The sequence below is a fragment of the Janthinobacterium sp. GMG2 genome (assembly GCF_033949445.1).
GTDB classification, from domain to species: Bacteria; Pseudomonadota; Gammaproteobacteria; order Burkholderiales; family Burkholderiaceae_D; genus Janthinobacterium; species Janthinobacterium aestuarii.
In genome coordinates this window covers 357,750-382,438 of the sequence record NZ_JAXAWA010000002.1, presented here as the reverse complement: position 1 = coordinate 382,438, position 24,689 = coordinate 357,750, and the positions used below count along the sequence as shown (strand labels likewise).

At 63.9% G+C, this 24,689-nt stretch carries 25 protein-coding genes; 13 read left to right on the top strand and 12 right to left on the bottom strand.

The genetic code is table 11. The annotated features are described in order from the left end of the window. Positions 1-9 precede the first annotated feature (9 nt). From SKZ59_RS07775 to SKZ59_RS07750, 6 genes are all read right to left on the bottom strand, one after another. On the bottom strand, positions 10-465 hold the full coding sequence (locus SKZ59_RS07775; RefSeq protein WP_034755282.1) for a MaoC family dehydratase: 456 nt from the start codon (positions 463-465) through the stop codon (positions 10-12). Further along, complete coding sequence (locus tag SKZ59_RS07770) at positions 458-946, bottom strand: MaoC family dehydratase (protein ID WP_072453268.1); 489 nt, start codon at positions 944-946, stop codon at positions 458-460. The genes SKZ59_RS07775 and SKZ59_RS07770 overlap by 8 nt, the downstream gene beginning before the upstream one ends. Beyond that, positions 943-2,088, bottom strand: coding sequence for an acyl-CoA dehydrogenase family protein (locus SKZ59_RS07765; RefSeq protein WP_319991303.1), 1,146 nt, complete (start codon positions 2,086-2,088; stop codon positions 943-945). The genes SKZ59_RS07770 and SKZ59_RS07765 overlap by 4 nt, the downstream gene beginning before the upstream one ends. A gap of 16 nt (positions 2,089-2,104) precedes the next feature. Continuing rightward, positions 2,105-3,295, bottom strand: a complete 1,191-nt coding sequence (locus tag SKZ59_RS07760) for an acyl-CoA dehydrogenase family protein (RefSeq protein WP_319991302.1) — start codon at positions 3,293-3,295, stop codon at positions 2,105-2,107. A gap of 179 nt (positions 3,296-3,474) precedes the next feature. Further along, the gene (locus tag SKZ59_RS07755; RefSeq protein ID WP_319991886.1) at positions 3,475-3,810 is read right to left on the bottom strand and encodes a VOC family protein; all 336 of its coding nucleotides are present in this window, start codon (positions 3,808-3,810) and stop codon (positions 3,475-3,477) included. A 127-nt stretch (positions 3,811-3,937) separates the two neighbouring features. Beyond that, on the bottom strand, positions 3,938-4,525 hold the full coding sequence (locus SKZ59_RS07750; protein ID WP_319991301.1) for a TetR/AcrR family transcriptional regulator: 588 nt from the start codon (positions 4,523-4,525) through the stop codon (positions 3,938-3,940). Positions 4,526-4,682: 157 nt separating this feature from the next. On the opposite strand from SKZ59_RS07750, the gene SKZ59_RS07745 reads away from it, so the two are divergent. Further along, positions 4,683-5,891 (top strand): MFS transporter, encoded by a 1,209-nt coding sequence (locus SKZ59_RS07745; RefSeq protein ID WP_319991300.1) that lies wholly within the window; start codon positions 4,683-4,685, stop codon positions 5,889-5,891. A gap of 12 nt (positions 5,892-5,903) precedes the next feature. Here the strand turns inward: SKZ59_RS07745 and SKZ59_RS07740 are convergent, their stop codons facing one another. Beyond that, the gene (locus SKZ59_RS07740; RefSeq protein WP_319991299.1) at positions 5,904-7,493 is read right to left on the bottom strand and encodes an aspartate:alanine exchanger family transporter; all 1,590 of its coding nucleotides are present in this window, start codon (positions 7,491-7,493) and stop codon (positions 5,904-5,906) included. Here SKZ59_RS07740 and SKZ59_RS07735 point away from each other — a divergent pair. Then, positions 7,484-7,627 carry a hypothetical protein gene (locus SKZ59_RS07735; protein WP_161781515.1) on the top strand — a complete coding sequence of 48 codons (144 nt, stop codon included), beginning with the start codon at positions 7,484-7,486 and terminating at the stop codon, positions 7,625-7,627. The two genes, SKZ59_RS07740 and SKZ59_RS07735, sit on opposite strands and share 10 nt — an antisense overlap. A gap of 97 nt (positions 7,628-7,724) precedes the next feature. Here SKZ59_RS07735 and gstA read toward each other — a convergent pair whose 3' ends face one another. After that, positions 7,725-8,345 (bottom strand): glutathione transferase GstA, encoded by a 621-nt coding sequence (gstA, locus tag SKZ59_RS07730; protein WP_319991298.1) that lies wholly within the window; start codon positions 8,343-8,345, stop codon positions 7,725-7,727. A gap of 17 nt (positions 8,346-8,362) precedes the next feature. Next, positions 8,363-11,038: a pyruvate dehydrogenase (acetyl-transferring), homodimeric type gene (aceE, locus tag SKZ59_RS07725; RefSeq protein WP_319991297.1), complete on the bottom strand. Its 2,676-nt coding sequence runs from the start codon at positions 11,036-11,038 to the stop codon at positions 8,363-8,365. 131 nt (positions 11,039-11,169) lie between these two features. On the opposite strand from aceE, the gene SKZ59_RS07720 reads away from it, so the two are divergent. Next, the gene (locus tag SKZ59_RS07720; protein WP_319991296.1) at positions 11,170-11,649 is read left to right on the top strand and encodes a MarR family winged helix-turn-helix transcriptional regulator; all 480 of its coding nucleotides are present in this window, start codon (positions 11,170-11,172) and stop codon (positions 11,647-11,649) included. Here the strand turns inward: SKZ59_RS07720 and SKZ59_RS07715 are convergent. Continuing rightward, positions 11,634-12,734 carry a transketolase-like TK C-terminal-containing protein gene (locus SKZ59_RS07715; RefSeq protein ID WP_319991295.1) on the bottom strand — a complete coding sequence of 367 codons (1,101 nt, stop codon included), beginning with the start codon at positions 12,732-12,734 and terminating at the stop codon, positions 11,634-11,636. The two genes, SKZ59_RS07720 and SKZ59_RS07715, sit on opposite strands and share 16 nt — an antisense overlap. Positions 12,735-12,868: 134 nt before the next feature. On the opposite strand from SKZ59_RS07715, the gene SKZ59_RS07710 reads away from it, so the two are divergent. After that, entirely contained in the window at positions 12,869-13,057 is a 189-nt protein-coding gene (locus SKZ59_RS07710; protein WP_046684175.1) for a hypothetical protein, read from the top strand. Positions 13,058-13,260: 203 nt separating this feature from the next. On the opposite strand, the gene SKZ59_RS07705 is transcribed toward SKZ59_RS07710, so the two are convergent. Then, the gene (locus tag SKZ59_RS07705; RefSeq protein WP_319991294.1) at positions 13,261-13,512 is read right to left on the bottom strand and encodes a hypothetical protein; all 252 of its coding nucleotides are present in this window, start codon (positions 13,510-13,512) and stop codon (positions 13,261-13,263) included. Positions 13,513-13,800: 288 nt separating this feature from the next. Then, a complete protein-coding gene (locus tag SKZ59_RS07700; RefSeq protein WP_070304909.1) occupies positions 13,801-14,835 on the bottom strand; it encodes a LacI family DNA-binding transcriptional regulator in 1,035 nt (344 codons plus the stop codon). Positions 14,836-15,230: 395 nt separating this feature from the next. On the opposite strand from SKZ59_RS07700, the gene araD reads away from it, so the two are divergent. The 9 genes from araD (at position 15,231) to SKZ59_RS07655 (ending at position 24,661) form a co-directional block, all read left to right on the top strand. Next, positions 15,231-16,898 carry an L-arabinonate dehydratase gene (gene araD / locus SKZ59_RS07695; protein WP_413774547.1) on the top strand — a complete coding sequence of 556 codons (1,668 nt, stop codon included), beginning with the start codon at positions 15,231-15,233 and terminating at the stop codon, positions 16,896-16,898. A gap of 46 nt (positions 16,899-16,944) precedes the next feature. Continuing rightward, positions 16,945-17,757: an HpcH/HpaI aldolase family protein gene (locus tag SKZ59_RS07690; RefSeq protein ID WP_072453254.1), complete on the top strand. Its 813-nt coding sequence runs from the start codon at positions 16,945-16,947 to the stop codon at positions 17,755-17,757. Between the two features lie 64 nt (positions 17,758-17,821). Beyond that, positions 17,822-18,925 (top strand): ABC transporter ATP-binding protein, encoded by a 1,104-nt coding sequence (locus SKZ59_RS07685; RefSeq protein WP_034755241.1) that lies wholly within the window; start codon positions 17,822-17,824, stop codon positions 18,923-18,925. Between the two features lie 45 nt (positions 18,926-18,970). Beyond that, positions 18,971-20,221, top strand: a complete 1,251-nt coding sequence (locus SKZ59_RS07680) for an ABC transporter substrate-binding protein (protein WP_319991292.1) — start codon at positions 18,971-18,973, stop codon at positions 20,219-20,221. A gap of 76 nt (positions 20,222-20,297) precedes the next feature. Then, a complete protein-coding gene (locus tag SKZ59_RS07675; RefSeq protein WP_034755235.1) occupies positions 20,298-21,212 on the top strand; it encodes a carbohydrate ABC transporter permease in 915 nt (304 codons plus the stop codon). Beyond that, positions 21,209-22,039, top strand: a complete 831-nt coding sequence (locus SKZ59_RS07670; RefSeq protein WP_034755232.1) for a carbohydrate ABC transporter permease — start codon at positions 21,209-21,211, stop codon at positions 22,037-22,039. Before SKZ59_RS07675 ends, SKZ59_RS07670 begins: the two co-directional genes overlap by 4 nt. Before the next feature lie 8 nt (positions 22,040-22,047). Beyond that, positions 22,048-22,944 carry an aldose 1-epimerase gene (locus SKZ59_RS07665; protein WP_034755229.1) on the top strand — a complete coding sequence of 299 codons (897 nt, stop codon included), beginning with the start codon at positions 22,048-22,050 and terminating at the stop codon, positions 22,942-22,944. Beyond that, positions 22,937-23,845, top strand: a complete 909-nt coding sequence (locus tag SKZ59_RS07660) for an SMP-30/gluconolactonase/LRE family protein (protein WP_034755225.1) — start codon at positions 22,937-22,939, stop codon at positions 23,843-23,845. The genes SKZ59_RS07665 and SKZ59_RS07660 overlap by 8 nt, the downstream gene beginning before the upstream one ends. Before the next feature lie 27 nt (positions 23,846-23,872). Next, positions 23,873-24,661, top strand: coding sequence for an SDR family NAD(P)-dependent oxidoreductase (locus SKZ59_RS07655; RefSeq protein WP_034755221.1), 789 nt, complete (start codon positions 23,873-23,875; stop codon positions 24,659-24,661). Positions 24,662-24,689 lie beyond the last annotated feature (28 nt).

Genomic DNA, 24,689 nt, shown 5'->3' with positions numbered 1-24,689 from the left:
GCTTATCGCTCAGGGATAGCAGCGCATCAGGAATTCCGCCACGCACACGGGTTTCGTGTCGCCTTCGCGCTCCATGGTGACGGCCCAGTTCACTTGCGCGCCTTCCGGCAAGTCGTCGACGGACAGGATGTCGAGCCGCGCGCGCAGGCGGCTGCCGACGGGTACGGGTGCGGGAAAGCGCACCTTGTTTAAACCGTAGTTGATGGCCATGCGGATGCCGGCCATGTGCAAGGCGCCCTGCAACATGGCTGGCAGCAGCGACAATGTCAGGAAGCCATGCGCCACCGTGCAGCCGTACGGCGACTCGCGCGCACAACGTTCCGTATCGACGTGGATCCACTGATGGTCGTCCGTGGCGTCGGCAAAGGTGTCGATGCGCTGCTGGGTGATGGTGAGCCAGTCGGAGACGGCCACGTGCTGTCCCGCCAAGGCCTGAAAACCGGCGATGCCGGCGATATCACGCATGCTGCTCTCCGGCAGGACGGCGGCCGAACATGCCCATGCCTTCGACTGTCGTCACCACTTCGCCATGCTGGTTGCGCACGCTCCACACGGAAATGACGATGCCGCGGTCCGGTTTCGACGTGGACGGGCGCACTTCCTTGACCTGGTAGGTCAGCTGCAAGGTGTCGCCCGCGCGCACGGGTTTGAGCCAGCGGATGCTGTCCAGGCCGGGCGAACCCATGCTGGACGAATGCTTGAGCAGGTTATCGACCACCAGGCGCATCATCATGCCGCACGTATGCCAGCCGCTGGCGATGACGCCCTTGAAGATGGTCTTTTCGGCGGCGTCATGGTCGACGTGGAATGGCTGCGGATCGAAATCCGTGGCAAAGGCGATGATTTCCTTTTCCGTCACATGGCGCTGGCCCAAGTCGATTTCCAGGCCTTGCGTAAAGTCTTCGAAATACCAGTGTTTCGGTGTGATGGCAGGCGATGCGGTCATGCGGTCTCCGTCGGCAAGAAGCCCGGCTGGGCGATAAAGCGCTCGATATGGTGCTCCACGTCGCCCAGAGTCAGGGCAATCATGGAGAGGCGCTTGAAATGGTGGGCGGCGGGCAATTCGTCCGTGACGCCCATGCCGCCATGCAATTGCACGGCTTGCTGGCCGACAAAGGTGGCGGCCAGTCCCACCCGCGCCTTGGCGGCGGACACCGTGCGGCGGCGTTCAACCGCATCGTCGCTGTCGGCCTTGGCGGCAGCCAGCATGGCCATCGAACGCGCCTGCTCCAGGTGGATGAACATGTCGGCCATGCGGTGCTGCAAGGCCTGGAACTTGCCGATCGGCGCGCCGAACTGCTGGCGCGTCTTCAGGTACTCGAGGGTGGCGGCAAAGATGGCGTCCATGGCGCCCACGGCTTCCGCGCACAGCAAGGCGGCACCGTAATCCACTGCCGCGTCGAGCACGGGCCAGCTCTGCCCCGTTTGGCCGATCAGGGCCTCATGCCCCAGCACCACTTGCACGAGGGTGACGGTAGCGGCGCGCTGGCCATCGATGGTGCGGTAGTCGCGCACGCTGACACCGGGCGCGTCGGCGGGCACGAGGAACAGCGAGATGCCATCCGTATCGCTCTGGCCGCCGCTGCTGCGCGCCGAGACGATCAAGGCGCCCGCCTGGGCGCCGTGGATGACGACGGTTTTCTCGCCGTCGAGCACGAAGCCGTCGCCGCTGGCCTTGGCCGTGGTGGCGATATCGTGCATGTCGTGGCGCGACTGGCGCTCGCCCAGCGCACACGCGAGTTTCAGGCTGCCGCTGGCGACCTGTTCCAGCACGCCGTCGTGGCCGCCGGCCAGGCTCAGGAAGCGCGCGCCCAGCACGGTGGCCAGGTAGGGCTCGACCACCAGGCCACGGCCCAGTTCCTGCATCACCAGCAGCATGTCGACGGCCGTGCCGTCGAAACCGCCCACGCCGGCCGGCAGCGGCAAGGCCGTCATGCCCAGCTCGGCCAGGGTGGCCCAGGCAAGGTCGGAGGTACCCGTGGCCGAGTGGACGATCTGCTTGCGCGTTTCAAACGGGTAATCTTTGTCTACCCAGCGCCTGAGCGCGTCGGCGAATTGCTGCTGTTCCTGATTAAATTGGAAGTCCATGTCGTCTCCTTCTGGCTTACAGGCCCAGGATCATCTGCGTGATGATGTTTTTCTGGATTTCATTCGAGCCGCCATAGATCGATGTCTTGCGGTAATTGAAGTAATACGCGGCCAGCGGCGCGGCCAGGTCGTCGCCGCCAGCACTGTGTTGCGCGCTGCCGTCGAGGAAGTCAGGGTCGAACGGCAAGGCTTGCGGGCCGATGGCTTCAAGCATCAGTTCCGTCAGCTGCTGCTGCAGTTCCGAGCCGCGCACCTTCAGCATCGACGCTTGCGGTCCCGGTCCCTTGCCTTCTTCGCTGATGACACGCAAGACCGTCATTTCCAGCGCCATCAATTCGATTTCCAGATGGGCCACCTTGGCGGCAAAAGCGGGATCGTGCAGCAGCGGCGCGCCGCGCTTGGTTCCCCGCATGGCCAGCTGCTTGAGGAAAGTCAGCTCGCGCTTGGAGCGGCCGACGGCGGCGATGCCCGTGCGCTCATGGCCCAACAGGTATTTGGCGTACGTCCAGCCCTTGTTTTCCTGGCCAACCAGATTGCTGACCGGTACGCGCACATTGTCGAAGAAGACTTCGTTCACTTCGTGTTCTTCATCGAGCATGATGATGGGGCGCACGGTGATGCCCGGCGTTTTCATGTCGATCAGCAAGAAACTGATGCCTTCCTGCTTGCGCACCGTGCTGTCCGTGCGCACCAGGCAAAAGATCATGTCCGCGTGCTGGCCCAGGGTCGTCCAGGTTTTCTGGCCATTGACGATGTAATGGTCGCCGTCGCGCTGGGCCGTGGTTTTCAGCGAGGCGAGATCGGAACCGGCGCCCGGCTCGGAGTAACCCTGGCACCACCAGTCGTCGCAGTTCAAAATGCGCGGCAAGTAGTATGCTTTTTGTTCGGCGTTGGCGAAGGCCATGATGACGGGCGCCACCATGTTCACGCCGAACGGCAGGATCGGCGGCGTGGCGGCGCGCGCGCACTCGTCTTCCCAGATGTGGCGCTGCACGGACGTCCAGCCCGTGCCGCCATATTCGACGGGCCAGGCCGGCGCGGCCCAGCCCTGCTGCGCGACAATCTTGTGCCAGCGCACGTAATCGTCGCGGTTCAAGCGCAAATGCTGGCGCACCTTGCGCTGCAAATCCGCCGGCAAATGGGTGTCGAGGAAGGCGCGCACCGTGTCGCGGAAGGCCATCTCCTCGGCCGTGTAATGCAGGTCCATGTCTGTCTCCTTGTTCTTGTCGGTTGCCGTGATGACTGCACGCAAGGAAGCTCAGCGCACAAAAAAGCACGACCGTTCTCAAGGATTGTACAACAGATTGCGGGTGGCGCCAGACCTTTTACAATGGCTGGCGCGGCAAGGCAAGGGGATGGAATCGGCGGGTTGCCGTGGCACCGCGTCTATGTGTGCGACAGGATATTGATGAGCTTGCCGAACGGGTCGCGCACGAAAAACCGCCGGACACCCCAAGGTTCATCGGTGAGACCATATTCAATAGGGAACCCTGCTCCGGACATGCGTTCGAATGCGGCATCCACGTCATCGACTTCAATGGAAAGGTCGGGCACGGCAGTGTTCGAGCCGCCTTCCGTCGCAAAACTCACTTGAACGCTCATCTCGGCTTGCGAACCATACGTCATGATCCAGCCATGGTCCATCAACAGGCTCAGGCCCAGCACGTCCCCGTAAAACGTCCGCGCCAGGCCCGGATCCGACGCCGGGAAATTTGCAACGATACGCGTGACTTACATAGTTTTCCTCCGTGTCAATATAAGCTTCGCCCGCCATTTCCCCACCCTGCTCAATATCGTCATCCCTGTCTCCGGGCATGTCCGCTACTGGCGAGATTAGCACTTTTCGCACCTACCTTTTCAGCAACAGCCCGCGTAGCAGCAATTCCAATGCCGCCACTGCTTTTACCAGGCGCGCATTGCCTTCGTCGCCGTCGGCGATCCAGAACGCCGCTTCCGCCAGGCTGCCGTAGATCAGCGATGCCAGTGCCTGCGGGCAAGCGTCGGCCACGATGCCCTGGTGAATCAGCTGCTGGATAAGCCCCTGCATCGAGTCGAGGCAATGGCGCTGCGAGTCCGGGGAAGCGCCGCCCAGGACCGCCCTCGCATCGCGCAAGACGATGCGCTGAATTTCCGGTTCCAGGGCCATCTCCAGATAGGCACGGCAGCGATGGCGAAAGCCATCCCACAAGTCTGCGGCGCTGTCGGAGATGCTCTGCAGGCGGCCATCCATCTCCGCGTCGATCTGCTCCACCACCGCCAGCAGCAAACCCTTCTTGTCGCCGAAGTGATGATACAGCGCACCACGCGTCAGCCCTGCCTGCGCAGTGAGGTCGTCCATGGACGTGTCGGCATAACCGCGCTCGCTGAACACTTTGCGGGCGGTGGCCAGCAGCGAGGCGCGGGTTTCTTCCATTTCCACACGGGTGCGGCGAACCATTGCTTTCTCCTTACATACGTAACGTATGATTGTTTACATTCACTGCGTATGTATATATACTTTATTCATACGCGATGTATGTATTATCGCTGCGGCGTGTTTCCGTTGCAAGCGGGACACACCCGTTTATCGCCTGATCACATGAAGGATATGCACCATGAGTACGTCTTCCTGCGCTGCCGCAGAAACTTCTGCCCGCCACCCGTGGCTGGCGGTTACCGCTGTCGGCATGGCCACCTTTTCCGTCGTGACGACGGAAATGCTGCCGGTCGGCCTGTTGACGCCGATTGCCGACACCCTGGGCACCTCCACGGGAACGGCCGGCCTGATGATCTCGCTGCCCGCATTGCTGGCGGCCTTGTTCGCGCCGCTGGTCGTGCTCGCATCGGGAAGCGTGGACAGGCGCAAGATACTCTGCGGTTTGCTGACGCTCCTGGTGATCGCGAACATTGCCTCGGCCCTGGCGCAGAACATGGCGTGGATGCTGGCGGCCCGTGTTCTCGTCGGTTTCTGCATGGGCGGCATCTGGGCCATCGCCGGCGGCCTCGCTTCCCGGCTGGTTCCTGCCCGTTCGGTTGGCCTGGCAACGTCGGTCATCTTCGGTGGAGTGGCGGCCGCTTCCGTGCTGGGCGTGCCGCTTGGCGCACACATCGGCGACCTTGCAGGATGGCGCTGGGCTTTCGGCGTCATGGCGCTGTTCAGCGGCCTGGTACTGGCGCTGCACCTGGCCGTCATTCCCGCCCTGCCCGCTGCCGCGTCGACGACCTTGCGCCAATTCGGCCAACAGCTGCGCAACAGGCAGTTGCAAGCGGGGCTGCTTCTGACCCTGCTGCTGGTGAGCAGCCATTTCATGGCCTTTACCTTCGTGCGCCCGCTACTGCTGTCCGTGTCGGGGTTCGATGCGCAATGGCTGGGCGCACTGCTGTTTGCCTATGGCTTCACGGGCATCATTGGAAACTTCCTGGCCGGTGTCGCTGCGGCGCGGCGCACGGCGACTACCATCATCGCCATCTCGGGCGGCCTGTTGCTCACGCCGCTGCTGTTCCTGGCTGTCGGCGACTCCGGCATCGGCGGCGGCATGGTGTTGCTGGCCTGGGGACTGGCCTACGGCGGCGTATCGGTCGGCCTGATGACCTTGATGATGAAGGCGGCGCCCGGCGCCGTGGAAATCGTCGCCGCGCTATATGTGGGCGTCTTCAATATCGGCATTGCGCTCGGGGCGTGGACCGGTGGCCAAGCCGTCGACAGGCTGGGCCTCTCCGCCAACCTGTGGCTTGCCGCAGGATTTGCCGCTGCCGCCTTGCTGCTGTCGTCTGGCATCAGCGTTGCTGGAACCAACAAACGGCCTGGCGCTGCAAGGCATTGATGGTGGCCGCCATCAGCCATACAAGTGCAGCAACACCTGCACGGCCACGATCTTGACGATGGTCATGCTGGGGAAAATCATCGCATAGCCGAGGTTCGGCCGGTCCGACTTGGCCAGGCGGTTGGCGAACACGAGCACTGCCGGGTTGCCGGTGGCGCCGGCCGCGATGCCCAGCAGTTCAGGGAATGGCAGGCGCAGGAAGACCTTGCCAAGGATCACGACAAGCGCCACCACCACCAGCACCGTCACGGCACCGAGCGCCAGCATGGGCAAGCCGTCGGCGCCCACTTGCTGCACGAAGGGCAAGCCGGAGGCCATGCCGACGGAAGCGAGGAAAATCGTCAAGCCATAGTTGCGCATCACCAGGTTGGCCGACAGCGGCAGGCGCCAGCTGATCTTGCCGACTCGGCCCAGGCGCCCCAAAATCAGCGCCATCACCAGCGGACCGCCGGCCAGGCCCAGGCTGAACGAACCTATCCACGGCAACGGAATCGGCACCAGCCCCAGCAGCACACCCAAGACCATGCCCATGCCCAGCGACACATAGCTGAACTCGGCCGTGGCCGTGATGGAGTTGCCGAACAGCTTGCGCACATCGGCCGCATGTCTGGCCGGCGCAATGGCCATCACCCTGTCGCCAAACTCCAGGGTCAGGAAGGGGTGCGGCAAAATCATGGCGTCGCCGCGGCGGATGAACGCGATCTGCAGGGGAAAGTCTTTTGCCAGGTTCAGCTCGCCCAAGGGCACGCCGACGATTTCCGCGTCTGACACGAACACTTCCGTGCCGTCGAAATCGCTGCGGTCCTTCATCAGCCGACCCGGGTCCAAATGGCCCAGCGCCGTGCGCGCCGCTTCCACGCCCGCCACCGTGCCCGACACCATCAGCGCGTCGCCCACGCCAAGCACGAGGCCAGGATCGGGCAAGCGGTTCTGGTGACCCTGGCGCACGCCGATCACTTGCACGCCAGCCAGCGGGCCATCGGCCAATTCGGACAGGGCCGCGCCCGCCAGTTTGGCTGCATCGATGGTGATTTCGGAGACGACGATGGGCGCCGGCGGCGGCGTCAGCACGGGTTTCAAGATGCGCCCGGCCAGGTACAGGCCCAGCATGGGGCCGACGACGCCGAACGGATACGCGACGGCATAGCCGACGGCCGCGTCGCCATTGCCATGCGACGCTTCCAGCGCCGCCTGCAAGGCAGCCGTGCTGGTCATGGCACCGGCAAACACACCGCTGGCCATGCGCAGCGAGATATCGATCCACTGTCCGCCCCAGATCGACACGGCCAGACCGCCCATGACGGCGACGAAGGCGATCAGGTTATGTTTCTGCCCCGCGCCGCGCAAGCCGGCGAAAAACTGCACGCCGTACTGCACGCCAATGCCATACAGGAACAGCAGCAAGCCGATGGAGCCGACCATCGGCGGCGGCACGGAACCGGGAGCAAAGGCGCCCAGCGCCAGCCCCGCGAACAGCACACCGCCCACGCCCAGCGAAAAGCCGAACACGCTGATGCGCCCCAGCGCATAACCGGCGCCGATGACGAGAAACAGGGCGAGGATCGGCGTGGACTCCAGCGTATGGCGAAATAATGAAAGCATCGAACAACCTTGGTCTGGGGAAGGCCCAGTTTAGCATGCACAAAAGCAACACGATGGCGATGATGGCAAGCAAGCGTGCGCAGCTTTATGCCATAAAAACAGGCAAAAAAAAGCCCGCTGCGGGAGCGGGCTGAATCTAATTCCTGTGAGGAAGTAGAGGAGACAGGTGCATGATGCCGCATCGCAGCATATTCATCCAATTCTATGTTGTGATGATAGAAATATGTTTTATCAATATCTACCCTCCTCCTCGCGCAACGCCTGACGCACGGCGGGACGCTCGCCGACGCGCTCGATCAAACGCCTCACTTGCGGGAAGGCCGACAAGTCTACCTTCGTGTGCGCAGACCAGCCGAGGATGGTGTACAGATAGGCATCCGCAATGGAATAGCGCTCTCCCAGCAGATACGGCCCGCCGGCCGCCAGTTGCCGCTCCACATAATCGAGGCGTGCAGCCAGGCGCGAGCGGGCCACGTCCTGTGCCTGCGCGCCGTATTCCGGATGGAACAGCCAGGGGCTGAACACCTTGTGCAGCTCGGTGGCAATGAAACCCAGCCACGATTGCAGCTGCACGCGCTCCATGGTGCCTGCCGGCGGCGCCAGACCGCTGGCAGGCGCCAGGTCGGCCAGGTACTGCACGATAGCCGTGCCCTCCAGCAAGATCGTACCGTCGTCCAGCGCCAGCGCCGGCACGTACAGATTCGGATTGATGCGCGCATAATCGGCGCCCGTTTCCGTGACGCGCGGAATCTTCCGGATATCGACACGTTCCAGTTCCAGCGCGATGCCCGCCTCGATGGCCACGATGTGCGGCGACAAAGAACACGTTCCCGTTGCGTAATACAGTTTCATGATCACTCCTCGAAAAGTTACACGGACGCGGGATCCAGTTTTTCCACGTCGATGCCGTATTTGGCGATGGCTACGCCAATCTTGCTGCGCGGCAGCTGGCCCCCATCGGCCAGCGCCGTCAGCGCGGCCAGCACGATGAAATGGCGGTCCACTTCAAAGAAGGTGCGCAGCGATTCGCGCGTATCGGAGCGGCCGAAGCCATCCGTGCCCAGGGTGACGAAGCGCCGGTCGTGCACGAAGGGACGCACCTGGTCGCCGACGATTTTCATGTAGTCGGTGGCGACCACCACGGGGCCCTGCCGGCCAGCCAGGCATTGCGCGATATACGGCACGCGCGGTTCGCTGTCCGGGTGCAGCATGTTCCAGCGCTCAACGGCCAGGCCGTCGCGCCGCACTTCCGTCAGGCTGGTGGCGCTCCACACGTCGGCCGCGACGCCGAAATCCTGCTGCAGCAGCACGCTGGCGGCCAGCACCTCGCGCAGGATGGAACCGCTGCCCATCAGCTGCACGCGCGGCGTGGTTGCCGTGAGGGCTTCAGGGCTTTCCTGCAGCAGATACAGGCCCTGCAAGATGCCCGCCTCTGCTCCTGCCGGCATGGCCGGGTGCGGATAGTTTTCGTTGAGCAAGGTGATGTAATAGAAAATATCCTCTTGCTCGGCAAACATGCGGCGCATGCCGTCATGGATGATCACGGCCAGCTCATACGCGAACGTGGGGTCGTACGAGATGCAGTTGGGAATCACGGACGACAGCACGTGGCTGTGGCCATCGTCGTGCTGAAGGCCTTCCCCCATCAGTGTCGTGCGTCCCGACGTGGCGCCCAGCAAAAAGCCGCGCGTGCGGGCATCGGCCGCCGCCCACGCCAGGTCGCCCACACGCTGCAAGCCGAACATCGAATAGAAGATGTAGAACGGAATGGTGGCCAGGCCATGGTTGCTGTACGACGTGCCGGCGGCGAGCCAGGAAGAAATGGCGCCCGATTCGTTGATCCCTTCCTGCAATATCTGCCCATCCTTGGCTTCCTTGTAATAGCTGAGCTGGCCCGCATCCTGCGGCGTGTACAGCTGGCCCAGGTAGGAATGGATGCCGATCTGGCGGAACAGGCCTTCCATGCCAAACGTGCGCGATTCGTCCGGCACGATGGGCACGATGATCTTGCTCAAAGCGGGATCTTTCAGCAGAGTGCCGAGGATGCGCACGAAGGCCATGGTGGTGGACGCGCCCCGCTCGCCACTATCCTTGAGCTGGGTGGCGAACGTGGACAGTGGCGGGATTGGCAAGGGCGCCACCTTGCTGATGCGGGCGGGAATGTAGCCGCCCAGCTGCGCCCGGCGCGCGGCGAAGTAGCGGCCTTCCTCGCTGTCCGGCGCCGGTTTCAGATACGGCATCTCTTCCAGCTGGGCATCGCTGACGGGCAGCGCGAAGCGGTCGCGAAACGCGCGCACGGCGTCAGCGCTCATCTTTTTCAGCTGATGGTTGATGTTCTGCCCTTCGCCCGCCTCGCCCATGCCGAAGCCCTTGACGGTCTTGGCCAGGATCACGGTGGGACGGCCCGGCGTGCGCATGGCCTCGGCATACGCGGCGTGCACTTTTTCCGGGTCGTGGCCGCCGCGCGTCAGCTTCCAGATGTCATCGTCCGACATGTGCGCCACCAGCGCCAGCAGTTCCGGATACTTGCCAAAGAAATGCTCGCGCACGTAGGCGCCATTCTGCGACTTGAAGGTCTGGTAATCGCCGTCCACGCATTCCATCATGCGCTGGCGCAACAAGCCGCTCGTATCGCGCGCCAGCAAGGCATCCCAGCCGCTGCCCCAGATGACCTTGATCACATGCCAGCCCGCCGCACGGAACGTGCCCTCCAGTTCCTGGATGACCTTGCTGTTGCCGCGCACGGGACCGTCGAGGCGCTGCAAGTTGCAGTTGACGACAAAGATCAGGTTATCGAGACGCTCGCGTCCGCCCAGGGAAATGGCGGCCAGGGATTCCGGCTGGTCCATCTCGCCATCGCCGAGGAAGGCCCATACCTTGCGGCCCTGGTGTTCCTTCAAGCCACGGTACTCGAGGTAGCGCATGAAACGGGCCTGGTAGGCGGCCGTCAGCGGGCCCAGCCCCATGGAGACGGTGGGAAATTGCCAGAAGTCGGGCATCAGCCGGGGATGCGGGTACGAGGACAGGCCTTCGCGCCCCGCTTCGCGGCGGTAATTGTCCAGCTGCGCTTCCGTGATGCGGCCTTCCAGATAGGCGCGGCCATAGATGCCGGGCGCGGAATGGCCCTGGATGTAGACCAGGTCGCCGGCGAACTGGTCCGTGCGGCCACGGAAAAAGTGGTCGAAACCCACGTCGTACAGCACGGCCGCCGACTGGTAGGTGGCGATATGGCCGCCCACGTTCGAGTGTCTGGCCGCGCGCAAGACCATCACCATCGCATTCCAGCGGATATACGCATTCAGGCGGCGCTCGATGGCCAGGTCGCCCGGATATCCACCCTGGCGCTCGGTGGCGATGCTGTTGGTATACGCGGTGGTGACGCGGCCATGCATGCCGCCGTGCTGCGCGGAATCGGAATCGACGAGTTGGTCAAGCAAATAATGGGCGCGCGGGCGTCCTTCCACCGCGACGACGGCCTGCATCGCCTCCAGCCATTCTTTGGTTTCCTGCGGATCGATATCGGGCACAGCAAGGGATGTGGTCATGGCAGTCTCCTGAGTTGGAAATTCAATATGCGAATAATTGCTGATGCAATCATTGCATTTGCAATCGTTACGGCGGCCATTGTATAGCGCTATAATTGCATTTGCAACTGTGATCGATCTGGAGGAATACTATGTCTGAAATTGCGCCTGAAATTGGCCTGGCCACTGTGCCCGACCTGTGGTTCTCGTTCGTGCGCACGCACCGTTTGATGATCCGGGAAATCGAGCGCCGCCTCGCCGCCGCCGGCCTGCCCGTGTATGCGTGGTATGACGTGCTGTGGGGACTCGAAAGCGGACAGGACGGTTCGCGCCGCATGCATGAACTGGCCGACGCTCTGGCCATCGAGCGCTACAACCTGACGCGTCTGGTGGACAAGCTGGAAACGGACCGGCTGGTGACGCGCACACGCTCGATGGAAGACGGGCGCGCCGCCTTCGTTTCCATCACGGAAGATGGCAAGGTCTTGCGCAAGAAGATGTGGGCCGTCTACCAGGCCACGGTGGCCGACCTGTTCCTGACGCAATTTGACGGCGGCGAGCAGCAGGACTTCAGCGCCGCCCTCGCGCGCGCCGCCGAGGCGGCACGCAACGCAGCTCAGAGCAAGGCGTAGCGCCGCAGCGCGTAATCGACGAACTGCAGGGGCAGCGCGCCGTCGTCGGCCAGGGCTTTCAAGGCCGTGACGGCCAGCCATGGCGCGCTGACCTCCATCATGGCGTCAGCGCCGACGGCGATGAAACGCCCACGCACGTAGCCGCCGATCTGGCCCGCGATGTGCTGCCCATAGCCGGTGACGGCGATGACGGGCGCGGCACTGTCATCGAGGCAGCGCCGCACATGGGCCAGTCTCGGGATGGCGCGCGGATGACGCAGGTTCCACTGCTCCGCCGCCTGCGCATCGCGCGCCAGGCGCGTGTAGCTGGGGCAACTCCACACTTGCGCGGCGATATCCCAGTCGTCCTTCAGCAAGCGGGCCGCATCGGCAACGACGGCCAGCATCGTTCCCGCTCCGCACAGACGCACCCGGCATGGCGCCGGCCCCGGCGGCGACACGCGGTACATGCCGAGGCTGGCCGCTGCTGCATCGGCGTCCGACAAGGGCATCGCCAGCGCATCTTCGTCCGCACCTTCGTCCGCCTCTTCGTCATGTATGGCCAGGTAGTAATAGCCTGTCTGCTGTTCCAGGTACAACGTTTCCAGTGCCGAGCGCAGGATGGCGCGCACTTCCTCGCCCGTAGCCGGGTCGAACGGCGTGCAATTGTGCTGCGTGGCGAGCCAGGCGGGCAGCGCGGGCTGCACGCCTTTCGGCCAGCGAGAAGATTGCGTTTCCGCATCGCTGCAGACGATGCCACGCTCGCGCGCATCGACCAGCACGCCATTCAATGCCTGGAGCGAGGCGGGGCGGCACAGATACAGCAGCGGTTTGTCGGCGCCATAGCGCAGCGGCCAGGCACTGGCGGACGCCGTCACATTCCAGGCATCGTCAGGCCGCTGCGTCACTTCCGCGCGCACGACGCGGATGGCATTCGCCGCGCCCGGGCCCGTCTGCAAGCTGCCCGCCATGGCGCCCAGCGCGCGGCGCGGCGACACCTGCGGCAACGGCAACGCCGGCGGTGCCGCCAGCGCGGCCAGGCAGGCTTGGGCGGCGTCGCGCGCGGCGTCCAATGGCGGGGGAGGAAATAAAGGGGACGAATGCATGAAAGCTCCTGTCGCAACAATGCTTGCGCAAGGCAGACATTGCCTATACGATTGCAAATGCAATTATTGTAGTTGCAATCCTTTGCGCGTACAAGTGACGCGAGCCAAGCGAAATCCTGTCTTCGAGGTGAAAAATGACGCTGAACAATCCTGAAACCGTGCGCATGGCGTATGCCGTGAAACTGACGAATGCACAAGTCGAGGCGGCCAAGCGCCTGTATGCCGCGCATTTCGGCGGCACGGACAACCCGCAGGCGATGGCCGCCATCATCGCGGCGCTGGCGCGCAACTACAGTTCGGCCGTGGCGGCGAATGTGCTGTAGCGCACCATGCTCACGCATGGTGCAGGCAAAAACCGCGACGCAAGCGGGCCTAGCTCGTTCCAAAAATGATGAGTTTCCGATGTGATCTTTGTTCACGTGTCACCAGCACGCGGGCTTGCTCCACGGTCACGCAAGTCTGCGGCGCAAACCCCGCTGGCACTGTTTCCGCATCGCGCGCGATGAGTTGCGGATCATTGATCACGTCATAATCGCCTCGCTTGAAAAACAATTGCTCGATACCGGCGTCCCCTTGACATCGGTGTGACGACGATCAGCGACCAAAGGCCTTCATCACCCAGAAATTTCTTTTGCTTCAGGAATGCGTTAACGCGGTCTGCATGCGGCGCCGAATCGCTCAGCTCGCTCTGATAAATTCCCATCGGGCACAGCATCGTGCCGGGCGGCCACCCCATATCGGGCAGCGCTGCGACCGTGACCGGACGCAATTGGGCCAAACGGGTGCTTCTCCGCCGAACAGGCACCGAGCGCCAGCATGGCGGCGGCGCGAAACAAAGGCATTATCAATTTGTCTCCTTGCATGTTTATGTTTAAACAAGCTTATCTTAAGCGATAAGACCATGAAAACAGGCAAAAAAAAGCCCGCTGCGGGAGCGGGCTGAATCTAATTCCTGTGAGGAAGTAGAGGAGACAGGTGCATGATGCCGCATCGCAGCATATCAAGCCAATTGTATGTTGTGATGATAGAAATACGATTCATCAATATCTGTAGCAAGCACGGTATCTCAAGCGCTGGCACGCGCGATCAGCTCGTAAGGCAGCGGCGCCAAGGCCGGTGGCGCGGCGCCCTCGTCCACTTCGCCCAGGCGCTGCAGGATCGCTTGCGCGGCCAAGCGGCCGATGTCATAGCGGGGCACGCGTATCGTCGTCAGCGCCGGCATGAGCTTTTCCGAGAACGGGAAGTCGCCGAAGCCCGCCACCGCGCATTGCTCGGGAATGCGGATACCGAGGCGCGCCGCTTCATAGATGGCGCCGGCAGCCATGTTGTCGTTGGCAAAAAACAGGGCGTCGGGACGCTCGGCACGCGCCATTTGCTCGCTGAACACTTGCCCGCCCGCATCGAGCGGCGCCGTCACCGACGCTTGCACAATTTCCGGACGCAAACCCAGCTGCCGCATGGTTTCCTCATACCCCTGGGCCCGCTTGCGCGCGCGGAAATCGCTGCCGATGCCGCTGTCGACGTAGACGATGCGCCGGTAGCCTTGCCCGTGCAAATACAAGGTCATGTCGCGCCCCGTGGCGATATGCGAAAAACCGATCTGCGGATACGGCCGCTCGGGGCGGATATCCCACGTTTCGATGACGGGAATCTGCAAGCCCGCCAGCAAGGTTTCCGTGGCGGCGCTATGGTCGGCGCCCGTCAGCACGAGCGCGCGCGGCGACCAGCCGAGAAACGCGCGCACGACCTTCTCTTCCGTCTCGATCGAGTAATCGTGGGTGGCCAGCAGCAACTGGTAATTGTGCTGCGACAAGGTGGTCGACAAGCCCTGGATGGTTTCCGCAAAGATGGAGTTCGACACGCTGGGCACGATGGCGCCCACGATGCGGCCCTGGGTCGAGGCCAGGCCGCCGGCCGCCTCGTTGCGGATATAGCCGAGCTGGTCGATGGCGCTCTTGATGCGCTCGCGCGTTTCCTGCGACACGCGGTCCGGTTCCTTGAAATAGCGCGACACGGAAATGGCCGAGGTCTGTGCCAATTTGGCCACATCGAACACGGTGCTGCGGCCGAGGCCGCGCCGCTTGCGTACTGGGTCGTTCATGGGTACTGCCTTCTCAAAAATCGGTAATCACCACGCATCATGCCATGGCCGGCCGCACGGGGATGCCAGCGTAACGCCGCTGCGCTACCACTCATCAGCTGGGCCACGGAAATTCCCCCTTGGAAATTGGCGTCAATGAAATCATGCCGATAGTGTAAGGGCTGCGCGCCTGCCCCTTGCATTAAATCTGTTGACAGCCCCGTGCGATTCAAATTATATTTCGCTGTACTTGCAATGTTAGCGCTAACAAAGGCGGCAAGCAAGACCCGAGACAGCAGCACTGGAACGCCATCCGCAGCGCGCCAGGCAACCGAAAAGGACACACATTGAGCTCCGCTACTTCCCGCCGCACGCTGGAATCCCTGCGCAGCCAGCGCTGGCTGGCCCCAGACGACATGCGCTCGTTCGCCCACCGCCAGCGCCTGCAGCAGATGGGCTTGCGCCGCGAGGAATTCCTCGACCGCCCCGTCATCGCCATCATCAATACCTGGAGCGACCTGTCGCCGTGCCACTCGCACCTGCGCGAACGGGCCGAAGCCGTCAAGCGCGGTATCCTGCTGGCCGGCGGTTTCCCCGTCGAGCTACCTGCCCTGTCCTTGGGCGAAGTGATGGTCAAGCCCACCACCATGATCTACCGCAACTTCCTCGCCATGGAAACGGAAGAACTGCTGCGCTCGCTGCCGATCGACGGCGCCGTACTGCTGGGCGGTTGCGACAAGACGACGCCCGGCATGCTGATGGGCGCCATCAGCATGGACATCCCCGCCATCTTCTGCCCTGCCGGCCCCATGCTCAACGACCGCTACCGCGGCCAGAGCGTGGGCGCGGGCACGCACACCAAGAAATTCTGGGACGACTACGTGGCCGGCGACATCGCCAAGCCCGAGTGGATCAAGCTCGAAGCGAAGATGACGCGCTCGCCCGGCACCTGCAACACCATGGGCACGGCCTCGACCATGACGTCCATCGTCGAGGCGATGGGCTTTACCTTGCCGGGCGCCACCAGCATTCCCGCCATGGATGCCAACCACGTACGCATGGCCTCGCAATGCGGCGAGCGCATCGTCGGCATGGTGTGGGAAGACTTGAAGCCGTCGCGCTTCTTCACCCGCGCCGCGCTGTCGAACGGCGTGGCCGCCTACATGGCGCTCGGCGGCTCGACCAATGCGGCCATCCACCTGGTCGCCATCGCCGGGCGCGCCGGCCTGGCCCTGTCGCTCGATGAAATGGATGCGATGGCGCAAAAAGTACCGGTCATCGCCAATCTGTTCCCGTCCGGCGACAAGCTGATGGAAGATTTCTTCTATGCGGGCGGCATGCCGGCCCTGCTCAAGGAAATCGCGCCGCAGCTGGACTTGACGGCCTTGACGGTCACGGGCCGCAGCCTGGGCGAGAACATCGCCGACGCCGTCTGCCTGGACGATAGCGTCATCCGCAAGGTGTCGCAGCCGGTGGCCGACGGCGCGGCGCTGGCCGTGCTGCGCGGCAACCTGTGTCCTGGCGGCGCCGTCATCAAGCCGTCGGCCGCCAATCCGAAATTTGCCAAGCATCGCGGACGCGCCCTCGTGTTCGACTCGAACGCGGAAATGCTGGCGCAGATCCACGCGCCCGACCTCGACATCGATGAAAACACGGTGCTGATCCTGCGCAATGGCGGCCCCATCGGCGCGCCCGGCATGCCGGAATGGGGCAATCTGCCCGTGCCGAAAAAGCTGCTGCAGCAAGGCATCCGCGACATGGTGCGCATCTCCGACGCGCGCATGAGCGGCACCCACTACGGTACCTGCGTATTGCACGTGACGCCGGAAGCGGCCGTCGGCGGCCCGCTGGCCCTGGTGCGCAACGGCGACATGATCGAACTGGACATCGCCGCGCGCAGCCTGAGCATGGATGTAACGGACGAGGAACTGGCGCGCCGCCGCGCCGAATGGCAGGCGCCGGCGCAAAAATATGCGCGCGGCTACACCAAGCTGTACATGGAGCACGTGACGCAGGCCGACCAGGGCTGCGACCTGGACTTTTTGCTGGGCAACGCCGCCACGCCCGAGCCGCCAATCTTCTGACGCCGCCGTCTTCCCTACATATATATAGAGAGAGCACAAAGTAAATATGGATATCCTGGACAACCGCTTCCGCGCCCTGCTGGCGGACAAAGCAGTACCGCTGGGCAGCTGGCTGATGGCCGGCACGCCCGTGACGGCCGAAGCCATGGGCTGCGCCGGCTTCGACTGGCTGGTGCTGGACATGGAACACGTGCCCATCGACTACCAGGACGCCTACCAGATCCTGCAGGCAGTGGGCGGCACGCCGGCCTGCCCCGTCGTGCGCCTGGCCTGGAACGACCTGGTGCAAATCAAGCGCGCGCTCGACATCGGCGCGCAAACCCTGATGTTCCCGTTCGTGGAAAACGCCGCTGAAGCGCGCAGCGCCGTGGCCGCCACCCGCTATCCGCAGCCGGGCCAGGCTATTCCCGGCACGCGCGGTTTTGCCGCCATGCACCGCGCCAGCCGCTACGGCACCGTGCCCGACTACGCCACCCGCGCCAACGGCGCCGTCTTCTCGATCATCCAGCTGGAAACGCCGGCCGCCCTGGCGCAACTGGAAGAGATCGCCGCCGTCGATGGCGTCGACGCCCTGTTCGTGGGACCCGGCGACCTGTCGGCAGCCATGGGCCATATCGGCAATATCGGCCACCCGGAAGTGCAGGCGGCGATTGCCGACGCTGCCCGCCGCGCCCGCGCCATTGGCAAACCCATCGGCATTGTCGGCCCCTCGCCGGAAATGGTGCACACTTTCATTAGTTACGGCTATGACTATGTGGCCATCGCCTCGGACATGGGCATGATGATGCGCCAGGCCAATGCCTTTATCACGGCCCTGAAACCGTCGCTGGCGAAAGCCCTCGACACGGGTGCCTACTAATCTATTTCTGTTGCAACGCACGTAGCGCGCTCAGACGCGTCATTCGCATCTTTTGGAGACAAGCATGTCAGGTGTAAAACTGGAAAAGGTCGTCAAGAAGTACGACAACGGCGTCGAAGTCATTCATGGCATCGACCTGGAAATCAAGCAAGGCGAATTCGTCGTCTTCGTGGGCCCTTCGGGTTGTGGAAAATCCACCCTGATGCGCATGGTCGCGGGGCTCGAGTCCATCACGGGCGGCACCATCTCCATCGAGGGACAGGTCGTCAACGACTTGCCGCCGCGCGAGCGCGACATCGCCATGGTGTTCCAGGACTATGCGCTGTATCCGCACAAGTCCGTGTTCGACAACCTGGGCTTCGGCTTGAAGCTGCGCAAGTTCCCGAAGGCGGAAATCGAACAGCGCGTGCGCGCCGCCGCCACCATCCTGAAAATCGACCACTTGCTCGACCGCAAGCCGCGCGCCCTGTCCGGCGGCCAGCGCCAACGCGTGGCCATGGGCCGCGCCATCGTGCGCCAGGCCAAGCTGTTCCTGTTCGACGAACCGCTGTCGAACCTGGACGCCCTGCTGCGCTCGGAAATGCGCACGGAAATCAAGAAGCTGCACCAGCGCATCGGCGCCACCACCATTTACGTCACGCATGACCAGGTCGAAGCGATGACCCTGGCCGAACGCATTGTCGTACTGTCCGGCGGCAACATCATGCAGGTCGGCACGCCGGACCAGATCTACAACGAACCCGTGTCGAAATTCGTCGCGGGCTTCACGGGCTCGCCGCCGATGAACTTCCTCGGCGCCAAGGTGGCGCGCAATGGCGCAGGCCAGGCAGAGATCGTGCTGGGCGCGGCCCGCCTGACCCTGCCGCTCGAGCGCCAGGCTGCCTGCGGCAAGCTCGATGGCCGCGCCGTGGAATTCGGCATCCGCCCGGAAGACATCACCCTGGAAGCGGCCGGCAGCGCCAGCGCCGCCCTGGCCGCGACCGTCGTGGTGGTCGAACCGCTGGGCGCGGAAACCCTCGTCATCTTCCAGTGCGAAGGAGGCGAATTGACGGCGCGCCTGCCGCCCACATTTGCCCTGGCGCCAGGACAGCAAGTCACGGTACAGCTGGACATGGAGAAATTCCATCTGTTCGATCCGCAGGGCGGCGCGGTTTTGCCATCCCGATAAGCCGCGCACAAGCGGCATTCCCATACCAAACAGGAGACAAGCATCATGCGTATCAAATCCCTCGTCCTGGCGCTCGGCGCCACCTTCGTCCTCGCCACCGGTGCGCACGCGCAGACGGTCAAGGTCTTTGTCGGCGGCCAGGAGCGCCCCGAAGTCATGCGCGAACTGTTCGCCAAGTTCATGGCCGCCAATCCCGGCGTCAAGATCGACCTGGAAACGGGCGGCGCCACTTCCGAGCTGCAGCAGAAATACCTGAACACCGTGCTGTCGGCCGGCGATACCACCCTGGACGTGTTCCTGATCGACATCATCCGCCCGGCCCAGTACGCGTCGGCCGGCTGGATCGAAAGCCTGGATAAATACCTGGGCGCCGACCGCGACAAGATCATGGGCCAGTACCTGCCCGCCTACAAGCAAGCGAATATGGTCGACAACAAGGTCGTGGCCCTGCCCGCCTTTGCCGACGCCATGTTCCTCTACTACCGCAAGGATTTGCTGGCCAAATACAAGCTGGCGGCGCCGAAAACCTGGGATGAGCTGGCCACCGTGGCGCGCACCATCCAGGCCGGCGAAAAGAATCCGGAATTGCAAGGCATCAGCTTCCAGGGCAAGGCCATCGAAGGCGCCGTCTGCACCTTCCTGTTGCCGTACTGGAGCCAGGGTGGCGAACTGGTCACCAACGGCAAGCTGACCCTGGACAAGCCCAAGGCGGAAGCGGGCCTGGCCATGTGGCGCAAGCTGGTCGACCAGGGCGTGGCGAAAAAGAACATCGCCGAAGTGGCCACCGACGATACGCGCAAGGAATTCCAGGCCGGTAACGTCTTGTTCGCCGTCAACTGGGGCTATGCCTGGAACCACTTCCAGGATGGCGCCGACAGCAGCGTGAAGGATAAAGTCGGCGTCGTCAGCCTGCCGGCCATGGCGGGCGGCAAACCTGCGTCGTGCATCGGCGGCTGGCAGTGGGCCGTGTCTTCGTTCTCGAAGAACAAGGAAGCGTCGGCCAAGCTGGTGCGCTGGCTGTCGAGCTCGGAAGTGTCGAAGCAGCTGGCCATCAAGGCCTCCAACCTGCCCGTCTACCCGTCCGTCTACCAGGACAAGGAAGTGCTGGCCGCCAATGGCTGGTTCGCCGACGCCCTGCCGGTCGTGCAAAGCGCCCGTTCGCGCCCCGTCACGCCGCGCTACAGCGAAGTGTCCGAAGCCGTGCGCGTCAATACAAATGCCGTGATGGCGGGCGTGAAAACGCCGGCGGCCGGCGTGGCCGAGATCGAAAACCGGGTCAAGCGCATCCTGCGCTAACCGGCATGCGCCCGTGCCGCCACGACGGCGGCCCGGGCGGCACACGCATACGCACACCGCAACAGACGAGGAAATCATGAGGCAACGCACCCTGAAAAGCCGCATCACGGACCCCAGCGAAACGACGCTGGCCTGGGTCCTGCTGACGCCGGCGATTCTGTTTTTACTGCTGATCGTGGCCTATCCGGTCAGCAAACTGATCTACAACAGCTTTTTCGACATCCGCCTGTCCGGCGGCAGCCTGCCCAGTTTCGTGGGCCTGGACAATTACAAGATGGCGCTGGAAGACTCCCTGTTCTGGAAGTCGCTGAAAAACACCGTCATCATCACCGTCGTCACCGTGCCGGGCGCGCTGGTGGCGGGCCTGGGCCTGGCCATGCTGGCCAACATGCCGTTCAAATACCGCTGGCCCGTGCGCCTGGCGCTGCTGCTGCCGTGGGCGCTGCCGCTGGCTTTCGTCGGCCTGATCTTCGCGTGGTTCTTTCACAGCGAATACGGCCTGGTGAACGACATCATCCGCCGCATCGACCTGCTGATCCCCGGCCTGGGCTGGGAACCGCAAATCTGGTTCAACTCGCCCGCGCTGACGATGGCCGCCATCTGCATCACGACCATCTGGAAAACCTCGTCGTTCATGGCCCTGATTTTGCTCGCCGGCCTGCAAACGATCCCCGCCTCGCTGTATGAAGCGGCCGAAGTGGACGGCGCCAGCAAGTGGAAGCAATTTACGGAAGTCACCCTGCCGCTCTTGGTGCCATCGATGCTGGTGGCGCTGATCTTCCGCACCTTGACGGCCATCCAGTCCTTCGATATTCCGTACAACATGCCTGGCCCTGGCGATGAAACCAAGACCCTGGCCATGTATATCCAGTCCAATACGGTGGACTACCTTGACGTGGGCTACGGCTCGACCCTGGCCGTGTTCATGTTCCTGCTGTCGATGGCCACCACGTTTGTGTATCTGAAATATGTAAGAGGAGACAAAGAATGAGCGGCCTGTTTTCATCGAAGCGCCTGCGCTGGTTCGCCGCCGCGATCGTCATCCTCAACGGCGTCTTCCCCGCCCTGTGGATTTTATTCACCTCATTGAAGACCGAGAGCGAACTGACGCAAAAGCCGATCACCTACTGGCCGCACGAACCGACCATCGGCAATTTCATCTCGGCCTTCCAGGACCAGCCGCTGCTGACGTTCCTGACCAACAGCCTGATCGTGGCCGGCCTGTCGACCCTGCTCAGCCTGTTCATCAGCGCGCTGGCCGCGTATGCGATTGCCCGCTTGCGCCTGCGTTTCCGTGGCTTGATCCTGACCGCCATCATCGGCGTGTCGATGTTCCCGCTGGTGACCCTGATGGTGCCGCTGTTCGAAATCATGCGCAGCCTGGGCTTGCTGAACTCCTACTGGGCGCTCGTGCTGCCGTACACGGTGCTGAACCTGCCCATCTGCACGCTGATGATGGTGAGCTTTTTCCAGGATATCCCGCGCGACATCGAGAACGCGGCCATGCTCGACGGCTGCACCCGCCTGAGCGCCCTGTGGCGCATCGTGCTGCCGCTGGCCGCGCCTGGCGTGGCGACGGCCGCCATCCTCGCGTTCGTCAATTCCTGGGACGAGTTCCTGCTGGCGCTGTCGATGAATTCGGCCGTGGCATACCGCACCCTGCCCGTCGGCATCCAGCTGTACCAGGGCGAGTTCGCCTTCCCGTGGCCGATCATTTCGGCGGCGCTGGTGGTGGCCATCGTGCCCATCGTCGTGCTGATCGTGATCTTCCAGGAAAAGGTCGTCAGCGGCCTGACCTCGGGCGGCTTGAAGGGCTGAGGCTGAAAATGAACCACCAGCCTCCCTTCACCCTGACGCATGGCGACTGCCGCGCCGACGTCCACCCTGCCACGGGTGGCGCGCTGGCGGCGCTCCGCTGGCGCGGGCGCGACATCCTGCGCGCCGCGCCGGCCAGCGCCGGTGTGCGGCAGATGGCCTGCTATCCGCTGGCGCCGTATTCGAACCGCATCGGCAACGCCGTACTGCAGGCGCCGGAACAGACGCATGCGCTGCGCGCCAACTTCCCGCCCGAGCCGCACAGCATCCACGGCTTCGGCTGGCAGCGCGTCTGGCATGTGGCGGCGCGCACGGCCCACAGCGCCGAACTGCTGCTCGTGCATGGCGGCGACGCGGACTGGCCATTTGCCTGCACGGTGCAGCAAACCGTGCTGCTCGACGAAGCCGGCCTGCGCCTGACATTATCGGTGCGTAATGACGACGCGCGCACCATGCCCGCCGGCCTGGGTTTTCACCCCTACTTCCCGCTGGCCCCTGGCCTGCGCCTGCAGACGCAGTGGGATGGCGTGTGGAGCATGGGCGACGACCACTTGCCGGCCGGTCTGGCGCCCGTGGCGCAAGCATCGCCATTCGCCACGCCGCAGCCCGTGGCCGGCTGGCAGGCGGACAATTGCTACAGCGGCTGGACGGGCCGCGCCAGCCTCGATTACGGAGACTATGCCGTGCACCTGTCGGCCAGCGACAATTGCGGCCACCTCGTGTGCTTCGCGCCCGACGACGAGCGCAGCTTCATTGCGCTGGAACCCGTCACGCACGCGAATAACGCGTTTGCGCTGGCCGCGCGCGGCGCGCAGGGCACGGGCATGCGTTTGCTGGCGCCCGGCGAAAGCCTGCACATCGCCATGCGCCTGGCCATGGAAGACACTGCGGAGAACCAGCATGCGTGAATGGCAAGCCGAACTCGTGCTCGACGCGCGCGCCCAGCTGGGCGAATGCCCGCTGTGGAGCGTGGCCGAGCAGTGTTTATATTGGATCGACATCGCCGGACGCCGTTTGCACCGCTACGATCCGGCGACAAACCTCGACCGCGTCTGGTGGGTGCCGTGCGAGCCGGGCTGCATCGCCCTGGCTGAAAAAGGCGGCCTGGTGGCGGCCCTGCGCGACGGTTTCTACCGTTTCTATCCGCAGGAAGGCTTGCTCGACAAGCTGGCCGATGCACCGTACGACAGCCGCGACATGCGCTTCAACGACGGCCGCTGCGACAGCGCCGGGCGTTTCTGGGCCGGCGCCATGTACGAACCGCGCACGGCGGAACTGGCCGCCATGTTTTGCCTGGAACGAGGCGCCACGCGCCTGGGCTGGGGGCCGCAGCAGGATCTTGGCGTCAAAGTAAGCAACGGCCTGGCCTTCGCGGAAGATGGAAAATCCCTGTTCCAGTCCGACACGCCGAATCACGTGATCTACCGTTTCGCGTTTGACGCGGCCAGCGGCCAGGTGGGCGAGCGCCAGGTGTTCGCCCGCCTTCCCGTCAAGGGCGAAGAAGCCGTGTATGGCGGCCGTCCCGATGGCGCGGCTTTGGACGCCGAAGGCTGCTACTGGAGCGCACAGTACGAAGGCGGCCGGGTGCTGCGCTTTTCGCCGCAGGGCGAGATCATCGGCATCGTGCAAGTGCCCGTCACGCGTCCCACCATGATCGCCTTTGGCGGCGCCGACCTGCGCACCCTGTACATCACCAGCGCGCGCGAAGGCGCGGCGGACGACGAACTGGCGCGCCAGCCGCAGGCCGGCGGCCTCTTTGCCGTGCGCCTGGACGTGGCCGGCCGCCCCGAACCCCTTTACCGGGATTGATCCCCACAATTTGCCCCCGAGGACAGCATGAACGCCAACATCACTCTTTACCCCAGCCTGCAGGACCGCGTGGTCTTCGTCTCCGGCGGCGGCTCCGGCATCGGCGCTGCGCTGGTCGAACATTTCGCCCTGCAAGGTGCGCAAGTGGCTTTTTGCGACATCGACCGCGACGCCAGCGCCGCCCTGGCCGCGCGCCTGGCGCCTTTGTCGCGCCATGCGCCCTATTTTGTGTACAGCGACATCCGCGACATCGCCGCCTACCAGGCCAGCCTGGCCGACGTCGAGGCGCGTTTCGGCGCCATCCGCGTGCTGCTCAATAACGCGGGCCGCGACGACCGCCACAGCCTGGCCGAACTGACGCCCGAGTACTGGGACAACTGCCTGGCCCTGAACCTCAAGCACCATGTGTTCGCCATCCAGCAGGTGGCTCCCGGCATGGCGGCCGCCGGCGGCGGCTCCATCATCAACCTCGGCTCCATTTCATGGATGCGCGGGCGCCCCAACCTGGTCGGCTACACCACGTCCAAGGCCGGCATCGCGGGCCTGTCGCGCACCCTGGCGCGCGAACTGGGCGAACAGAATATCCGCGTCAACGCCATCGCGCCGGGCGCCATCGCCACGGACCGCCAGGCCGCCCTGTGGCGCGATCCCGAGGAAGACCGGCGTTTCATCGAACTGCAATGCCTGAAATACCGGCTCGACGCGGGCCACGTGGCGCGCACGGCCCTGTTCCTGGCGGCCGACGATTCGGACGGCATCACAGGGCAGAACATCATCGTCGACGCCGGCCTCGCACAAGTATCTGTAGCGGGTTAAGCCGCATCACCCATCCAAGGAGAACCCT

What these genes read in the sequence shown, in the direction of transcription:
- SKZ59_RS07775 (WP_034755282.1), bottom strand. Translation starts at nt 465, where the DNA reads ATGCGTGATATCGCCGGCATCGCCGGTTTTCAGGCCTTGGCGGGACAG.
- SKZ59_RS07770 (WP_072453268.1), bottom strand. Translation starts at nt 946, where the DNA reads ATGACCGCATCGCCTGCCATCACACCGAAACACTGGTATTTCGAAGAC.
- SKZ59_RS07765 (WP_319991303.1), bottom strand. Translation starts at nt 2,088, where the DNA reads ATGGACTTCCAATTTAATCAGGAACAGCAGCAATTCGCCGACGCGCTC.
- SKZ59_RS07760 (WP_319991302.1), bottom strand. Translation starts at nt 3,295, where the DNA reads ATGGACCTGCATTACACGGCCGAGGAGATGGCCTTCCGCGACACGGTG.
- SKZ59_RS07750 (WP_319991301.1), bottom strand. Translation starts at nt 4,525, where the DNA reads ATGGTTCGCCGCACCCGTGTGGAAATGGAAGAAACCCGCGCCTCGCTG.
- SKZ59_RS07745 (WP_319991300.1), top strand. Translation starts at nt 4,683, where the DNA reads ATGAGTACGTCTTCCTGCGCTGCCGCAGAAACTTCTGCCCGCCACCCG.
- SKZ59_RS07735 (WP_161781515.1), top strand. Translation starts at nt 7,484, where the DNA reads ATGAAAGCATCGAACAACCTTGGTCTGGGGAAGGCCCAGTTTAGCATG.
- SKZ59_RS07740 (WP_319991299.1), bottom strand. Translation starts at nt 7,493, where the DNA reads ATGCTTTCATTATTTCGCCATACGCTGGAGTCCACGCCGATCCTCGCC.
- gstA (WP_319991298.1), bottom strand. Translation starts at nt 8,345, where the DNA reads ATGAAACTGTATTACGCAACGGGAACGTGTTCTTTGTCGCCGCACATC.
- aceE (WP_319991297.1), bottom strand. Translation starts at nt 11,038, where the DNA reads ATGACCACATCCCTTGCTGTGCCCGATATCGATCCGCAGGAAACCAAA.
- SKZ59_RS07720 (WP_319991296.1), top strand. Translation starts at nt 11,170, where the DNA reads ATGTCTGAAATTGCGCCTGAAATTGGCCTGGCCACTGTGCCCGACCTG.
- SKZ59_RS07715 (WP_319991295.1), bottom strand. Translation starts at nt 12,734, where the DNA reads ATGCATTCGTCCCCTTTATTTCCTCCCCCGCCATTGGACGCCGCGCGC.
- SKZ59_RS07710 (WP_046684175.1), top strand. Translation starts at nt 12,869, where the DNA reads ATGACGCTGAACAATCCTGAAACCGTGCGCATGGCGTATGCCGTGAAA.
- SKZ59_RS07700 (WP_070304909.1), bottom strand. Translation starts at nt 14,835, where the DNA reads ATGAACGACCCAGTACGCAAGCGGCGCGGCCTCGGCCGCAGCACCGTG.
- araD (WP_413774547.1), top strand. Translation starts at nt 15,231, where the DNA reads ATGCGCTCGTTCGCCCACCGCCAGCGCCTGCAGCAGATGGGCTTGCGC.
- SKZ59_RS07690 (WP_072453254.1), top strand. Translation starts at nt 16,945, where the DNA reads ATGGATATCCTGGACAACCGCTTCCGCGCCCTGCTGGCGGACAAAGCA.
- SKZ59_RS07685 (WP_034755241.1), top strand. Translation starts at nt 17,822, where the DNA reads ATGTCAGGTGTAAAACTGGAAAAGGTCGTCAAGAAGTACGACAACGGC.
- SKZ59_RS07680 (WP_319991292.1), top strand. Translation starts at nt 18,971, where the DNA reads ATGCGTATCAAATCCCTCGTCCTGGCGCTCGGCGCCACCTTCGTCCTC.
- SKZ59_RS07675 (WP_034755235.1), top strand. Translation starts at nt 20,298, where the DNA reads ATGAGGCAACGCACCCTGAAAAGCCGCATCACGGACCCCAGCGAAACG.
- SKZ59_RS07670 (WP_034755232.1), top strand. Translation starts at nt 21,209, where the DNA reads ATGAGCGGCCTGTTTTCATCGAAGCGCCTGCGCTGGTTCGCCGCCGCG.
- SKZ59_RS07665 (WP_034755229.1), top strand. Translation starts at nt 22,048, where the DNA reads ATGAACCACCAGCCTCCCTTCACCCTGACGCATGGCGACTGCCGCGCC.
- SKZ59_RS07660 (WP_034755225.1), top strand. Translation starts at nt 22,937, where the DNA reads ATGCGTGAATGGCAAGCCGAACTCGTGCTCGACGCGCGCGCCCAGCTG.
- SKZ59_RS07655 (WP_034755221.1), top strand. Translation starts at nt 23,873, where the DNA reads ATGAACGCCAACATCACTCTTTACCCCAGCCTGCAGGACCGCGTGGTC.